The 15636-nt window shown below is 64.1% G+C and carries 15 protein-coding genes, 1 tRNA gene and 1 riboswitch; of the genes, 11 read left to right on the top strand and 5 right to left on the bottom strand.

Annotated features, from left to right (window positions below):
* The first annotated feature begins 128 nt into the window (after positions 1-128).
* The 9 genes from G7067_RS03695 to G7067_RS03655 all read left to right on the top strand — a co-directional run bounded on the left by G7067_RS03695 (position 129) and on the right by G7067_RS03655 (position 9191).
* Positions 129-1007 carry an exodeoxyribonuclease III gene (locus tag G7067_RS03695; RefSeq protein ID WP_166322073.1) on the top strand — a complete coding sequence of 293 codons (879 nt, stop codon included), beginning with the start codon at positions 129-131 and terminating at the stop codon, positions 1005-1007.
* Positions 1008-1027: 20 nt separating this feature from the next.
* Complete coding sequence (locus G7067_RS03690; RefSeq protein WP_166322071.1) at positions 1028-1885, top strand: exodeoxyribonuclease III; 858 nt, start codon at positions 1028-1030, stop codon at positions 1883-1885.
* A gap of 147 nt (positions 1886-2032) precedes the next feature.
* Positions 2033-3040 (top strand): tryptophan--tRNA ligase, encoded by a 1008-nt coding sequence (gene trpS / locus G7067_RS03685; RefSeq protein ID WP_166322069.1) that lies wholly within the window; start codon positions 2033-2035, stop codon positions 3038-3040.
* 77 nt (positions 3041-3117) lie between these two features.
* A riboswitch (FMN riboswitch) is annotated at positions 3118-3261 on the top strand.
* Positions 3262-3316: 55 nt separating this feature from the next.
* Positions 3317-3886, top strand: a complete 570-nt coding sequence (locus G7067_RS15135; RefSeq protein WP_425280691.1) for a bifunctional diaminohydroxyphosphoribosylaminopyrimidine deaminase/5-amino-6-(5-phosphoribosylamino)uracil reductase RibD — start codon at positions 3317-3319, stop codon at positions 3884-3886.
* Positions 3883-4509: a RibD family protein gene (locus tag G7067_RS15130; protein WP_166322067.1), complete on the top strand. Its 627-nt coding sequence runs from the start codon at positions 3883-3885 to the stop codon at positions 4507-4509. The genes G7067_RS15135 and G7067_RS15130 overlap by 4 nt, the downstream gene beginning before the upstream one ends.
* Before the next feature lie 10 nt (positions 4510-4519).
* Positions 4520-5206: a riboflavin synthase gene (locus G7067_RS03670; RefSeq protein WP_166322065.1), complete on the top strand. Its 687-nt coding sequence runs from the start codon at positions 4520-4522 to the stop codon at positions 5204-5206.
* Positions 5203-6465 (top strand): GTP cyclohydrolase II, encoded by a 1263-nt coding sequence (gene ribA / locus G7067_RS03665; protein WP_166322063.1) that lies wholly within the window; start codon positions 5203-5205, stop codon positions 6463-6465. The genes G7067_RS03670 and ribA overlap by 4 nt, the downstream gene beginning before the upstream one ends.
* A gap of 127 nt (positions 6466-6592) precedes the next feature.
* Positions 6593-7105 (top strand): 6,7-dimethyl-8-ribityllumazine synthase, encoded by a 513-nt coding sequence (gene ribH / locus G7067_RS03660; protein WP_166322061.1) that lies wholly within the window; start codon positions 6593-6595, stop codon positions 7103-7105.
* Between the two features lie 97 nt (positions 7106-7202).
* Positions 7203-9191, top strand: a complete 1989-nt coding sequence (locus G7067_RS03655) for an ABC transporter ATP-binding protein (protein ID WP_166325717.1) — start codon at positions 7203-7205, stop codon at positions 9189-9191.
* Positions 9192-9358: 167 nt separating this feature from the next.
* Here G7067_RS03655 and G7067_RS03650 read toward each other — a convergent pair whose 3' ends face one another.
* On the bottom strand, positions 9359-10555 hold the full coding sequence (locus G7067_RS03650; RefSeq protein ID WP_244301232.1) for an acyltransferase family protein: 1197 nt from the start codon (positions 10553-10555) through the stop codon (positions 9359-9361).
* A 143-nt stretch (positions 10556-10698) separates the two neighbouring features.
* Positions 10699-10773, bottom strand: a tRNA-Thr gene (locus G7067_RS03645).
* A gap of 140 nt (positions 10774-10913) precedes the next feature.
* Here G7067_RS03645 and G7067_RS03640 point away from each other — a divergent pair.
* Positions 10914-11570, top strand: coding sequence for a hypothetical protein (locus G7067_RS03640; RefSeq protein ID WP_166322059.1), 657 nt, complete (start codon positions 10914-10916; stop codon positions 11568-11570).
* 24 nt (positions 11571-11594) lie between these two features.
* Here the strand turns inward: G7067_RS03640 and G7067_RS03635 are convergent, their stop codons facing one another.
* The 3 genes from G7067_RS03635 to G7067_RS03625 are packed head-to-tail and all read right to left on the bottom strand — an operon-like array spanning position 11595 to position 15054.
* Positions 11595-13223 carry an alpha/beta hydrolase gene (locus tag G7067_RS03635; RefSeq protein WP_166322057.1) on the bottom strand — a complete coding sequence of 543 codons (1629 nt, stop codon included), beginning with the start codon at positions 13221-13223 and terminating at the stop codon, positions 11595-11597.
* Positions 13220-14371 carry a DNA polymerase III subunit delta' gene (locus G7067_RS03630; protein WP_166322055.1) on the bottom strand — a complete coding sequence of 384 codons (1152 nt, stop codon included), beginning with the start codon at positions 14369-14371 and terminating at the stop codon, positions 13220-13222. Before G7067_RS03630 ends, G7067_RS03635 begins: the two co-directional genes overlap by 4 nt.
* 50 nt (positions 14372-14421) lie before the next feature.
* A complete protein-coding gene (locus tag G7067_RS03625) occupies positions 14422-15054 on the bottom strand; it encodes a YigZ family protein (RefSeq protein ID WP_166322053.1) in 633 nt (210 codons plus the stop codon).
* Positions 15055-15211: 157 nt separating this feature from the next.
* Here G7067_RS03625 and G7067_RS03620 point away from each other — a divergent pair, with 157 nt between their 5' ends.
* Entirely contained in the window at positions 15212-15619 is a 408-nt protein-coding gene (locus G7067_RS03620) for a DoxX family protein (protein WP_166325711.1), read from the top strand.
* Positions 15620-15636 lie beyond the last annotated feature (17 nt).

Raw genomic sequence — 15636 nt, 5'->3', positions numbered from 1 at the left:
CTACGTTCAGGTGTCACGGATGTGTACTTCAGCACCGCGAACTACACATCCGTGACACCTGAGCCCGCTGCCGAGGAGTTGACCGGCCGGGGCGGGATACCCGATGAGTGACCCTTAAGCTGGATGGCATGCGTATTGCCACCTGGAATGTGAACTCGATCCGCACCCGCTATGGCCGCGTCGTTGACTGGCTCGTCCGCAACGACGTTGATGTCCTCGCGATGCAGGAGATCAAGTGCAAGCCCGAACAGTTCCCCGTCGAGGCCTTCGAGCAGGCCGGGTATCAGCTCGAGATTCACGGGCTGAATCAGTGGAACGGCGTCGCGTTCGCAAGCAAACACGAGATGACTGAGGTCTCTCGCGGCTTTGACGCGATGCCGGGCTTTGGCAAACCGATCAAGGGGCAGGAAGCCGTGCAGGGTGAGGGCCCCAACGGGTTGCCGCTCGAGGCGCGCGCCCTCGGCGTGACCGTCGGGGATCTCCGCCTGTGGAGCCTCTACGTTCCCAACGGCCGCGGGCTTGAGGATCCGCACTTCTCCTATAAGCTCGCCTGGCTCGAAGCGCTTCGCACGAACACCGAGGCGTGGCTGGCGGAGGATCCCGAGCTGCCGCTCGCGCTCATGGGCGACTGGAACATTGCCCCCTTCGACGCCGACATGGGCGACCCCAGCTTCACGCCGGGTGTCTCTACGCATGTCTCCGCGGAAGAACGCGCGATGTTTGCGTCCTTCGCGCCGTCTGTCTCCGATGTCGTTCGTCCGATCGTGCCGGAGGGCTACACCTTTTGGGATTACAAGGCCGGCCGCTTCCCGAAGAACGAGGGCATGCGCATCGACTTCATTATGGGCTCCGAAGCCTTCGCCGATGCGGTAACGGGCGCGAGCATCGACCGCGACGAACGCAAGGGTGATGCTCCCAGCGACCACGTGCCCGTCGTCTGTGACGTCGATCCATCACTTTTCGGGGGCACCTTTGAAGACGAGTACGACCGCCCGATGGTGTTCTAGGGAGAAGTAGACTGGTCGGCATGGCTGAGACTCTTCGCGTTGCGTCTGTAAACGTTAATGGCATTCGTGCAGCCTTCCGCAAGGGCATGGGTGAGTGGTTGGCAACGAGCGGCGTGGATGTGCTCGCGCTCCAAGAAGTGCGTGCCGACAATTCGCACATCGAAGAACTGCTCGGCGGCGACTGGCACATCCTGCACGATCCCTGCCAGATCAAGGGCCGCGCCGGTGTCGCAATTGCGAGCCGCATGCCGTCAACGGCGCATCGCATCGGCCTCGGCGCCCCTGATACGCAGGAGTCGATCCAGTCCTCCGGCCGCTGGCTCGAAGCTGACTTCATGCTCGGCAGCACCCCGATCACGGTGATCAGCAATTACACACACTCCGGCGAGGTTGATACGCCGAAGCAGGAAGCCAAATGGGCGTTCCTCGACGCCATGGGCGAGCGCATGAACGAGCTGATGGATGAGCGCGAGTTTGTCGCGATCGTGGGCGACTTCAATGTCGGCCACCGCGAGCTTGACATCAAAAATTGGCGCGGCAACGTGAAGCGCAGCGGCTTCCTGCCGCGTGAACGCTCCTACTTTGATCGTTTCTTCGGGCCCCGCGGCGAGATCGTCACAGGCGTCGATGGCACCGAGGGCGCGGGTTACGGCTGGATCGACGTGGGCCGCCGTTTCGCGGGAGAGGTCGACGGGCCCTACACCTGGTGGTCCAATCGCGGCCAGGCCTTCGACAACGACACCGGCTGGCGGATCGACTATCAGGTCGTCACCCCGGCTCTCGCCGAAAGGGTCGAAGACTATCGGGTGGATCGCTACCCCTCCTACGACACTCGCTGGTCCGATCACGCCCCCGTGATCGTCGACTATCGCGCATAATGCCCGCGCTCACTACCGCCGGTTGAGTGCGTACAATGCTCAGAGAAGAAAGCATCGCTTTCTTCCGTATTGTGCGCTGGCGCCACTGCGCCAGGCGAGTCGAAACCCCTTACTTTCCGCACTCCAACACAGAAAACGCCTACCCCCATGAGCACACCAGCCAAGCCCGTCATCTTCTCCGGCATGCAGCCGTCGAGCGATTCGCTGCACCTCGGCAACTACATTGGCGCACTCTCACAGTGGACCAAGATGCAAGAAGATTTCGACGCCTTCTTCTGCGTCGTCAACCTGCACGCCATCACGGTGCCGCAGGATCCGAAGGAGCTCGCTGAGCGCACCCGCACGACCGCAGCACAATACATCGCCGCAGGCATCGACCCTGCAAAATCGACACTGTTCGTGCAGTCGCAGGTGCCGGCTCACGCCGAACTCGCCTGGGTGCTCAACACGCTCACTGGCTTCGGTGAAGCGAGCCGCATGACCCAGTTCAAGGACAAGTCGCAGCGCAGCGGGGCAGATTCGGCTTCGGTGGGGCTCTTCACCTACCCGATTCTGATGGCCGCCGACATCCTGCTGTATCAGGCGCACGCGGTGCCCGTGGGTGAGGATCAGCGCCAACACGTTGAGCTGACCCGGGATCTCGCCACCCGTTTCAACTCGCGCTTCGGCGACACCTTTGTCGTGCCGGAAGCGCAGATTCAGAAGGGCACCGCAAAGATCTACGATCTGCAGGATCCCACCTCAAAGATGTCGAAGTCGGCAGAAAGCGAGGCCGGGCTCATCAAGGTGCTTGACCCCGCGAACGTCACGAAGAAGAAGATCATGCGTGCGGTCACCGACGACGACGCTTCGATTCGGTTCGACCGGGAGGCCAAGCCTGGCGTCTCGAATCTGCTCACGATTTACTCGGTATTGACCGGTCAATCCATGCAGTCGCTCGAGGACGAGTTCGCGGGCCGCGGCTACGGCGACCTGAAGAAGTCGCTCGCCGAGGTTGTTGAGGAAACGTTCGCGCCCGTGCGCACCCGCACCGAAGAACTCCTCTCGGACCGCGCCGAACTCGACCGATTGCTCACCACTGCGGCGGATCGTGCGAACGAAGTTGCGGCTCGCACCCTCGATCGCGTCTACACGGCCATCGGCCTGATCCGCTAGCGAAGCCGGACATCCGAGCCCCCAGCAAGCTGTCAGCGAACACGCCCCACCGGGCCGCCACAGGGTCTACAGTAGGAAGCGTGTTCCGGGGTCGGTGAGAATCCGAACCGGCGGTCAAAGTCCGCGACCCTCGCTCCCGCGAGGCTGAACCGGTGGAATTCCGGTACCGACGGTGATGGTGTGCGGTTACGTACACCTAGTCCGGATGAGAGGAACGCAGGGTCACGGCTTTCGTAAACCCTGCACACCCGGTCCGCGCACAGACAGTGAGACCGGATGGTAGAGCGAGAGATCTTGACGGACGCCATGCGTCGCGCGCTCGTGATCGCGAGGCGCGGTCCGGCGGGCGACATCAACCCGCAGGTCGGGTGTGTAGTGCTCGATCCAGAGGGTCGCATTGTCTCCGAGGGCTGGCACCGCGGAGCCGGCACACCACACGCCGAGGTCGACGCTCTCAGCAGGGTTCCTGAGGAGTGGCGCCGCCGCTCCCGCGAACTCACGGCCGTCGTCACCCTCGAACCCTGCAACCACACCGGCCGCACCGGGCCGTGCGCGGTGGCGCTGAGCGAGTTCGGGATCGGCACTGTTGTGTATGCGCTGAGCGATCCGGGTGACGCCTCCTCTGGAGGGGCGGCAACGCTGCGGGCAGCTGGGGTTGAGGTCATCGCTGGAGTACTTCCCGGCGAGGCTCGGGCCGTGATCGGCCCCTGGCTGGCGCGGGTGCCTGCAGCCCCCACTCCGCCGATTCAAGACGCCGCCAGCACTCCCACTCCGCCGATTGAGCGACGAGCGCAGCGAGAAGTCGAAATCACTCCCCCGACCTCCCCCGCCCGCACGTCACGGTGAAGTGGGCGCAGACGCTTGACGGGCGGGCGGCCGCCGCAGATGGCTCAAGCCAGTGGATCACGGGCGTCGATGCCCGCGGCGATGTACACCGCCGCCGTGCGGAGGCCGACGCGATCCTGGTCGGCACCGGTACCCTGCTTGCCGACGATCCGGCGCTCACCGCGCGCGCGGAGACCGGCGGGCTGCTGGTTCCCGCGGCTGAACAACCGGTGCCGATCGTGCTCGGGCGCCGCGAGATCCCAGCGAAAGCGAAACTGCGCGAGCATCCCGCCCTTGCCGCACGCGGGCTCGCGGCCCCGCTGCAGTTCTCCGGCGACGATATCCCCGGCATGCTCGCGGAGCTCCACGACATGGGTATCACCCGGCTCTTCGTTGAGGGAGGCCCGTCTGTTGCAAGCGCGTTCCTCGCCACCGGTCTCGTCGACGATTTGCTGGTGTACATCGCGCCCGCGCTCCTCGGCGGGCAGCATCTCGCGCTCGGCGACATCGGGGTAGACAGCATGGCCGGGATCCGGCGCGTGCGCGTTCAGCATATGGCCATGCTGGGCGCCGACCTGCTGCTGCGCGGATCGCTCGTCTCGTACGCCACCCCTTCACCCACCAACCCGGCAGTTCAGGCATAGGAAGGATCCCATGTTCACAGGACTCATCGAAGAGATCGGCGAAATTGTCGCCGTCGAAACGCTCGAAGACTCACTCCGCCTCACGGTTGCTGGGCCCCTCGTGACGAGCGACGCCAGCCACGGCGCCTCGGTCTGCGTGTCAGGCGTGTGCCTCACCGTGATCGAGCAGGGCCACACCAACGACGGCCGCGGCACCTTCACTGCAGATGTGATGGCACAGTCAATCAGGATGTCGACGCTCGGGGAGCTCACTCCCGGCGATGCGGTGAACCTCGAGCGCGCGGTGCGGGTAGACACCCGGCTTGGTGGCCACATCGTGCAGGGGCACGTCGACGGCACCGCGACGCTGCTGTCGGTCACCCCGGGGGATGCGTGGCAGGTGCTGCGCTTCAGCCTCGACGCCGCCCTTGCACCGCTGCTCGTCGATAAGGGATCGGTCACCCTCTCCGGAGTCTCGCTCACCGTCTCGGCGATCGCCGCCGAGCAGGAGAGCGAGCAGTGGTTCGAGGTGTCCCTCATTCCCGAGACCCTCTCGGCGACGATCCTGGGTGAGCTCCGGCCCGGGGATCGCGTCAACGTCGAGACCGACATTCTCGCCCGCCACGTCGCGCGCATGCTCCGCCTCGGCGTCGTCGAAACCAACGCTTTCAATACTCAAGCAGCACCTCTCCCCAGCATCGAAGGATCACACTCATGACGACTAGCAGCACGGGCATCTCCAACATCGAAGAGGCCATCGCAGCGATCAAGGCCGGTCGGCCTGTGATCGTCGCCGACAACGAGAACCGCGAAAACGAGGGGGATGTGATTCTCTCCGCGGAACTCGCCACGGCCGAATGGATCGCCTGGACCGTGCGCTGGTCTTCAGGGCTGCTGTGCGCCCCCATGTCGAACGAGGTCGCAGATCAGCTTGAGCTGCCCATGATGGTCAGCAACAACGAGGACGTACGCGGAACGGCATACACCGTCACTGTCGACGCAAGCCACGGGGTCACCACCGGCATCAGCGCGAGTGACCGCACCGCCACCGTGCGGGCCCTCGCCAACCGGGATGCTGTGCCCACGGATGTTCGACGCCCCGGCCACGTGCTCCCGCTTCGCGCCGTCGATGGTGGGGTGCGTGCCCGTGACGGGCACACCGAGGCCGGAGTCGAGCTGATGCGTCTCGCGGGTTTGCGCCCCGTCGCCGTCATCGCCGAGATCGTGGAGGAAGACGGCGAGATGATGCGACTGCCCGAGCTGATCCAGCTCGGAAACCGCGAAAACATCCCCGTGATCACGATCGAACAGCTGATCGCATATCTCAACGAAATCGATCCCGAGGGAGCGCCGCAAGAGAGCCAGCACCGCCGAGTGAGCCTGCGGGCTGACACCGCGTTGCCGACGCGACACGGTGACTTCCGCGCCCTGGCGTACCGGGATCTCCGAGCCGGCATCGACCATGTCGCGCTCGTCGCTCCCGGGCCTGACGGTGAGCTGCCCGGCGACAACGCGCTCGTGCGCGTCCACTCCGAGTGCATCACCGGCGAGGCCTTCGGCTCGCTCAAATGCGAGTGCGGACCACAGCTGGACGCTGCCCTCGCCCAGGTCTACGAGCACGGTGGCGTTGTCGTATACCTGCGAGGGCATGAAGGGCGCGGGATCGGCCTGGCGAACAAGTTGCGCGCCTACCAGTTGCAGGAGCAGGGTGTCGACACTCTCGACGCGAACCTGCAGCTCGGGCTTCCTGCCGACGCCCGCGACTACACGGCAGCAGCCGAGATCCTGAGCGACCTGGGTATCAACCGGGTGCGACTCCTCACCAATAACCCAGACAAAATTGCGCAGCTCGAGGAGCACGGGGTAACGATCACCGAGCGGGTCCCCTTGCTTGTCGGCGTGAACGACGTCAACGTCGGTTACCTGAACGCGAAGCGTGACCGAATGGGCCACACGCTGCCGATCGATATTTCGTAGTCCAGACTCAGCGGGCGAGCTTGCGCGTCGGGGGCCTTGATTTCGACTCGCAAGCTCGCTCAATCGGCGGGTGTCGCACTCGTTTCAATCGGCGGGTATCGCACTCGTCTCACACCAAGGAGGACCCATGAGCGGAGCAGGAGCCCCGGATCTGACCGTCGACGCGAGCGGACTGCGTGTCGCCATCATCGCTGGGAGTTGGCACGAGGAAATCATGTCTCCCCTCATCGCCGGGGCGCAGGCAACCGCGAATGCAGCGGGAGCGGATCACACACTGTTCCGGGTAGCCGGAGCCTTTGAGTTGCCCGCCGCCGCGCAGGCGGCACTGAAGAGCGGCTTTGACGCCGCTGTGTGCCTCGGCGTGATCATTCGTGGCGGCACCCCCCACTTCGACTATGTCTGCAATGCCGTTACCGACGGCCTTACCCGGGTGCAGCTCGACACCGGTAAGCCAGTTGGCTTTGGCGTGCTCACCACGGACACCGAGCAGCAGGCACTTGACCGTTCTGGGAGACCGGGCGCACCAGAGTCGAAGGGGCAAGAAGCCACCGAGGCCGCGCTGCACCTTGCGGTTCAGCTGCGCCGGATCCGCGACGAGGGATCAACCACGCATCGAGCTCCGGGCGCCGCGCGGCCCTAGGCCGACCCCGTATCCTGCCGAGACCATATGGTTTCGCTAAGCGGGCACGGGCGGCAAGCAAACTGCCAGGGCGGGGGCCTACAGTAGGACCGTGGCAGTGCAAAACGCGGACGTCGACGGCTCAGGGGCAAACGATCCCTCCTCCCCCAATTCGGGATCCCGCAAGCGATCCAAGTCGAAGTCGCGGCGCGGTACTGGCTCCGCGAACGGCACACCCCAGGGACCACGGGCGTCCATAGGCGAGCTTGTCCCCTACCTCTTCGCGCAGCGCGCCCTGCTCACTCTCGCGTTGGCGCTCGGACTCGTGTCGGCAGTCGCCTCGCTCGTGCAACCGGTCCTGCTCGGGCAGATCATCACGAGAGTGGAAGCCGGCCAGGCCCTCGGCTGGCTACTCGGGGTGCTCGTTAGCATTGTGTTGGTTGACGCCGTGCTCAGTGGGCTGCAGCATTACGTGCTGCAACGCATGGGTGAGGGCGTCGTGCTGCACAGCCGGAAACGACTCATCGCCAAGATCCTGCACCTACCCATCTCACAGTTTGACCGGCGCCGCACCGGGGATCTCGTGTCGCGGGTGGGCAGTGACACAACACTGCTGCGCGCAGTACTCACGCAGGGGTTTGTCGAGGCGATCAGCGGGTTGCTCGTGTTTGTGGGCGCGCTGATCGGCATGCTCGTAATCGATCCGGTGCTGTTCGGGATCACCTTTGGCGTGATCCTGCTCGCCCTCGTTGTTGTTGTGTTCGTCTCAAGCAGGATCCGCCCGGCTGTTGCCCGTTCGCAAGAGAAGGTGGGCGACCTCGCCGCGCAGGTCGACCGTTCGATCTCGTCAATTCGCACAATCCGCGCCGCGGGGGCCGCCGAACGTGAACAGCGCGCCACCGAGGGCGACGCAACTGAGGCCTATCTGCTCGGTGTGAAGGTAGCCAAGATCTCGGCGTTCATTGTGCCGGTTTCCTTTCTCGCGGTGCAGATCTCGTTCCTCGTGGTACTCGGGCTTGGCGGTTACCGTGTAGCAACCGGCTCAATCACCATTGCGCAGCTGGTCACCTTTATCATCTTCCTGTTCCTCATGATCATGCCGCTCGGCCAAGCCTTTGGCGCGATCAGCGCGGTGAACCAAGCACTCGGTGCACTCGGGCGAATTCAGGAAATATCCAATCTGCCCTCGGAAACCGACAATGATGCACAGCTCTCACCACTCGGCCGCATCATGCCGCTCGGTGAGGTACAGCGAGAGGACGCCCCCGCGATCAGCTTCACGGACGTGCGTTTCACCTATCGTTCAGCAGCGCCCGACCGCGCGGATGCTCGCGAACTGGTGCGCCGCGGTACGCGACGTGACACGGAGGCCGCGCCGCCCAAGATCATAGAAACCCCGGTGCTGCACGGCGTTAGCTTCGAGGTGCCGCGCGGATCTCGGGTCGCCCTCGTCGGACCCTCGGGCGCTGGCAAGTCGACAATTCTCGGCTTGATCGAGCGTTTCTATGATCCCGAATCAGGTTTTGTTTCGCTGCACGGCGCAGACATTCGCACGATCGAGCGGGGCGAATTGCGCGCCCAGCTCGGCTACGTCGAGCAGGATGCGCCTGTGCTGGCCGGGAGCCTGCGTGACAATCTTCGCCTCGGAGCGCCCGAAGCGACGGATGCCGCCTGCGAGAGAGTGCTCCGCGCTGTGAATCTCGGCGGTCTGCTTGATCGGACTGCTGAGAGCACGCCGCTCACCTCTGCCCTCGACCTGCAAGTCGGCGAAAACGGCGTGATGCTCTCGGGCGGGGAGAAGCAGAGGCTCGCTATTGCGCGGGCGCTGCTCACCGCGCCGCCGATCCTGTTACTTGACGAGTCGACCGCGAGCCTTGACGGGCTCAACGAGCGGCTCATGCGCGAGGCCCTCGACTCCGTCTCAACCGGCCGGACGCTGGTGGTCATCGCGCACCGACTCTCAACGGTCGTCGACTCCGACAAGATTGTCGTACTCGACGAGGGCCGAGTGATCGGTGAGGGGACTCACGCGGAGCTCATCGAAAGCACACCACTGTATCGGGAGCTCGCGCAGCACCAGTTGCTCGTGCCTGAGACAAAGGCGTAGGACACTAGTGTCCCGTGTCGCAAATTCGCTTCACATATCCCGGCACTCCGGCGGCGCATCGCGTCGTTGTCGTCACTCGACGATGCAACGGCATCGCCTCACTCCTCCGCCTCGCGATGCATCCACCGGAGCACCGGTATCTGCAAAGCAACTTGCGACACGGGACACTAGTGTGACGGGCGCTGTAGCATCCAATCGACAGAGGGTTCGATAATCGGTTTGAAGGCCCGAGTCACCCAGGTCATCGACAGCAGCATGGTCAACACGACCGCCCCCAAAATCATCACCGGTACGCCGACCGAAATCGGCCCAATCGTGAGCGAGTTGATCGCGGCAATGCTGCCCGTCTCACGCAGCACCCAGACAACCGGGCCGTGCAACAGGTAGACAAAGAGGGTGCGGGATCCCCACACCGTTATGACGCTAGCCCGACGCGGCACCACCAGAAGGAGCGCGAGCGTCATGGCCCCGGCGAGCAGCAATAGTGACGCAGCCACAACGATCCCGCCGCCTGAAATCGCAAACCACTCGCTCGGCTTCCAGTCTCCAAGCGGAGCATTCGCAAACAACCAGCCATAGCTGTCGCGCCAGGTGAGCCACTTGTCGATGCGCCACTCACTGCGCAGCTGGGGCACAAGCAAGAAGGCGATCCCGATCGCTCCGAGCAAAGCCCACCCCGTCGCGCGAGCCGCCCGGGCAGGGCTCATGAACCAGGCGCCGTCGAGCACACCGCGATCCCGAATCAGCCACCCCGCGACAAAGAAGGGGAAAAAACAGAGGGTGCGCGAGGCAGAGAACTGGCTGCCGATCTCCGGGCTGAGCCCGGCGATGAGCGCGATAGCGATCGAGAACATGAGCGGGTGGCGAAGTCTCGCGATGTACGGCAACAGAATGCGCATCGTTACGAGGGTGACGATGAACCAGAGCGTCCACGCGGGCGACACGAGGAAGTTCTTGCCGAGAGGCCTGCCCTCCACCCAGAAATTCAGGATCGCCCAGATCCCCTCCCAGACCAACCACAGCACGATCAGTTGCACGACACCGCGGAAAGCCTTCGCATTGACCTCGGTTCGAGAGAACATGCCGGAGAGCAGGATCATTGCAGGCATATGAAAGAGATAGATGTAGGCGTAGAGACCGAATGCAAAGTCTGAATCGGTGCGCACCGTCGAAATAGTGTGACCGATGACCACAAGCGCGATCAGGACAAAACGGGCATTGTCCCAGACCGCGATCCGGGGCTTCGATGCTGCGGACCCGGATGCCTTTTGGGATACAGACACTGCCGCTTCTGCGGCTACCTCGGCAGTTTTCGGGTCGATCATGGGATCCGCGATTGGGACTGCTCTCGGATTGTCGCTCACCCTTCTAGCTTATGGGCTTGTGGAGTCCCCACCCCGCGCTACGCTCCGTGGGCTGCCGCCGTGGGCGGCACCGGCCCGCACGACCGTAGGTCGGCGGTTCAAATCCAACCGCACCCCAGAGATCTAGAAGGCCTCCATTCTCATGGAGCCGCCTGTCGGATTTGAACCGACGACCTGTTCTTTACGAGGGAACTGCTCTACCCCTGAGCTAAGGCGGCCTGGCGCGAAATTGCTCTCGCACACGAGGTAACACTCTAGCATGCAGGAGCCCCCGGCCACACATCGAGGCGAGCACCGCAAATGTGTGAATATCGCCATTTGGTTGACATTCACACTTTTGCCGCATAGCCTTCGTGTCATGGAGCAGATCACGGCCGATTCACCACCACAGAGCAGCCCAACGCTCGTCGCTCTCGCAACGCTCCTCGAAGCCGGAGCCGACGCACCGAACGAAGATATCGCGATGATCCAGCACGCAGACCAGCTCACGCGTCGTTCACGAGAGCTGCTCCATGAACTGGTGGTGGCAGCGCGTGAGCACGGCACTTCATGGCAATCCATCGGAGACGCCCTGGGCATCAGCCGACAAGCAGCGTTCAAGAGATTCAGCACGCAACACGAAGGAGAACTCATGTCATCACACACCATCGATCTGATCGAGCGAACCCACCAGGTGTTCAAGGATCTTGGCGCCGAAAACTACGAGGCGGTTCGGGCACACATGACGTACACTTGCGCTCGCGCGCTGACCAAGCGCAAAATCAGGGGCGTGTGGAGCCAAGTCACGGCCGACTCTGGCCAGCTCACCGGCTGCGTCGACTCAACCGCGCAGACCCCGGACGGCGCGAACGCGCTGAGTAAATTTGCGAACCGTCGGCTGATCGCGGGAACGGTCGTGCAGACGACGCTGCAGCACGAGGCAGGTGAATGGCTCGGTCGGGTGGCCTACAACAACTCGGGCAAGATCACCGGACTTCTGATCGCCGCGCCCGGGTCAGAGAACCTTGCGTTCTAAATCATCCCGGACTCGCCTCCCCACTCAAGAACAGCGCGGATCCCCCTCAGGAACCGCACCCGTCAGCAGGTACGCGTCAACGATTGTGTTGATGCAGCTGTTCTTGCCGTACGCCGTATGCCCTTCACCCTCGTAGGTGACCAGGGTGCCACTTTCAAGCTGGTTTGCGAGTGATTCGGCCCAGCGATAGGGCGTTGCGGGATCCCCCGTTGTGCCGACTACAAGAATCGGATCCGCTCCCGCTCCAGTGACACCGCTCCGCTCCGCAACTCCCGGGAACGGCCAGCTTGCGCACGAGACGTCGCCGTAGCCCTGGAACCGCCCGATCGTAGGCGCTATCTCCTCAAGCTCTTTCGCTTCTGCACGCATGCGCTCGGGATCCAGGGCGTTCGGATAGTCGAGACAGTTGATCGCGGAGAATGCCTCGGTCGAATTGCTCAGGTATTTGCCGTCTTCACGGTCATAGTAGAAGTCGGCGAGCGACAACGCCACGTCGGCATTCCCCTTGTTTACCGTCCTGAAAAGCTCGTCAAGGTACGACCAGTTGCTCTCCGAATAGAGCGGCGTGATGATCGCGGTGAGCATGGTCCCCGAGGTGAGCATGCGGCCGTCTGAACCCTTCAGCGGCGTCGCATCTACCCTGTCGAGCATCTGCCCAATCTTCGCCATCGCCTCGTCGACGGTGCCGCTGAAGGGGCACAGATTCCGTCCGAGGCAGTCGGTGACGTAGGCACGAAGAGCAAGCTCGAAACCGCGGGTCTGTTCTCGCATCACATCGCTGAGATCCGCGGCGGGATCCATCGCACCATCGAGCACCAAACGTCCGACGCGCTCGGGGTACGCATCGGCATAGAGCGCGCCGATGAAGGTGCCGTAGGAGTAACCCAGGTAATTGAGCTTCGGATCCCCCACGATCGCGCGCAGCATGTCGAGATCCTGCACGGTCGAGGCCGTATCAACGTGCCCGAGAAGCGCTCCGGTGCGCTCTTCGCAGGCCTCGCCGAACTTGGCGGTCTCTTCGAGTGCGGCGTCGATCCACTCGTCGCTGCCCTGGGTGAGATCGTCGGTTTCTTCGCTGCCGAACAGGTACTCGTCCATTTCTCGCGCATCGACGCAGGCCACGGGCGTCGACTGCCCGACTCCGCGCGGATCCCAGCCAATCACGTCATAGGCGCGCTGCACCTCAGGCTGCACGGCACCGTCGATGTTGCTTTTGACGTAATCGAGGCCAGAGGCGCCCGGGCCACCGGGGTTCACGAAGAGCGAACCAATTGGATCGCCACCGGTCGCGGGCTGCTTCACGAGGGCTAGTGTGATTCGTTCTCCCGCCGGATCATTCCAATCCAACGGCGCATACACATCAGCGCATTGCATGCCTTCGGCACAATCCCGCCACAGGGGTACCTGCTCGCCGAAGCTCTCGATTTCATCGCTCGGCGGTGTCGGTAGCGGACCTACCTCCGACTTTGACTGACCCGTCAGGAAGAACAGTGGCACGGTGACACCCACCACGAGCACGATCGCAGCCACCACGGCAATCAAGACGGGCCAGCGGAGCAAACGCCGCTGCACGGAACCGCCCTGCGTGCCTGCGGGCTCGGCCGGAACCTCCCGCTCGACTGCGGTGAACTGCTCGCCCTGTTGTTCGGTCATACGTACTGCTCCGCTCCTGCAATCTTGCTCATTACGACGCTGGCAAACAGCGCTTCAAGGACTAGTCCGGGGGTGACACTGCGGGCGAGCCGCTCGCGCGCAGTCTCAATCGCGGTGACCATTGCGAGCGCCTGCTCTGCACTCCAGCGCTCAGCAAGTTCCTCGATGCGTCCCGCCTGCTCAAGGTTGACGAGCTCAGGGTCCGCGCCCAACGCCCGCAACAGCACGTCACGATACAGCGAGAGCAGGTCGGTCAGGATCCGGTCGATCCCGTCACGCAGGCTACGGGTCGCGCGGCGCTTCTGATCCTCTTCGAGCGCCTTCATCTGCGATCGCATCTGCGCGGGGATCGCAGCCCCCGGCGCAAGGCCCAAACTGCGAACCGCGTCCTCGCGCTCGCGGGTGTCAAGCAGTTCGGTGATTGCGGCTGCATCTGCCTCTGCGACTTTTAGGAGCGAGGCCGCGGCGCGCATCGCGTCGCCGAGGGTCTCAATACCAAGTGCGATCTCGATCGTACGATCGCGACGCTGCATCGAGTCAGGATCCGTCGCGAGTCGTCGCGCCATGCCGATATGGCTCTGCGCGAGCCGCGCAGCGCGCTCCGCGGCGACCTCATCAATGCCGTCACGTTCATGCAGGAGCTTCGCGATATCAGCGGTGCTCGGGGTGACGAGCCTGAGCGACCGGGCACGCGAGCGGATCGTGGGGAGCAGATCCGCTTCGCTCGGGGCGCACAGGATCCAGATAGTGCGCTCTGGAGGTTCTTCGAGCGCCTTTAGGAGCACATTTGAGGTGCGCTCGGGCATGCGATCGGCGTCTTCGATGACGATCACGCGGTAGCGACCAGCGGCCGGTGAGTAGTGCGCCGTAGTGACGATCTCTCGGGCCGCCTTGATATCAATCAGGAGCTTCTGGGTTGTCAACACACCAAGGTCTGGGTGCGTGCGCGCCCGCACCTGCGCGAACACCGCCTCGCGTTCACTCTCATCGCGGGCGATCAGCGCGGCAGCGAAACGGAAGGCCAGATTTGAACGGCCGGATCCCGGTGGCCCGGTGATCAGCCAGGCGTGTGACCCGGGCGCCGCGGCCTCCTGCTGCAGAATGCGCACAGCATCGGTCTGCCCGACGATCTCTGCCCAGAATTCCATTCCTCAAGCGTATCGCGGGCCGCTGACACTGTGGTTCGCCTGAAGGGGCCCTAGACCCGCAGATCCAGGTAGCGTGACTCGCCGGGCACCACCACGGCGGCACCCGCGCTGAGCTCGGCCGCGAGCGCCTCGAGCGCGTGGCAGTCTTCCTCCGCGAGTAAGTACTGCTGCGTCACGCGCTCGGTATAGCTCGCCTCACCGACCCCGTAGCCGCGGCGGCGCGCCTCCGCCTCGATCTGCGCGGCGACATCGTAGGCCGCGCTCACCTGGACCTCCCGCCGCAGCACACGCTCGACACGCGAGGCCTTGAGGACCGCCTCCGCCACCGCAGCCCGATAGGCACGGGTGAGGCCACCAGCCCCAAGCAGCACCCCGCCGAAGTAGCGCGTCACCACGGCCACCACATCACTGAGCCCCGCCGAGACCAGCGCGTCGAGCATCGGCGCGCCCGCGGTGCCGCTCGGTTCGCCATCATCGTTGGAGCGCTGCACCCGCGCATCGGGGCCGATCACAAAGGCCGAGCAGTGGTGCCGGGCTCTCGGGTGCGCGCTCCTGGCCGCCGCGATCACCTCGCGGGCGGCGGCTTCGTCGCTGACCCGCTCAAGCCGGGTAAGAAACCGGGAACGAGAGATTTCGATTTCCGAGTCGACAGCGCCGGCGATGGTGACGTAGTCGACGGGCATGTCTCTATTATCGACCCCGGCGGGGTTACAGTTGGGGTGCGCCAGGAAATTCACGCCGCACCAAAGCAGCCGCACCCAACAGCAGAGAAGGCGGGGACCAGTGGAACAGCTCAACGGCAGGCACCCCCAAGGATCCCTGATCCAGCACATCGCCCGTATGATTCTCGGAGCGGGCTTGGTATTCGCAGGGACCGCGCACGTGAGCTTCGCGCGGGCCGAATTTCAGGCACAGGTTCCAAGCTGGGTGCCACTCGACGTGGATGTTGTGGTGGTGGCCTCCGGGATCGTGGAGATTGTGCTGGGCGCAACCCTCGTGGTGCTCCCCAGGTTTCGTGTGCCGCTCGGCTGGATCGCCGCGGCGTTCTTTCTCGCCGTGTTCCCCGGCAACATCTCACAGTTCATGACCGGAACCGACGCGTTCGGGCTGACGAGCGACACCGCACGCGGGGTTCGCCTCGTCTTCCAGCCGCTGCTCATGCTGTGGGCGCTGTGGAGTTGCGGATCGCTGGGCGCCCTGCGAGCCCGGCGTGAACAGACCGTGCACGCCTCCTCGGAGGCGCCGTGATGCGGATCCCGAGCCCG

This window comes from Leucobacter insecticola (genome assembly GCF_011382965.1).
GTDB lineage: Bacteria > Actinomycetota > Actinomycetes > Actinomycetales > Microbacteriaceae > Leucobacter > Leucobacter insecticola.
Note: the sequence above shows the minus strand (reverse complement) of the source record. Positions and strands in the feature narration are given on the sequence as shown.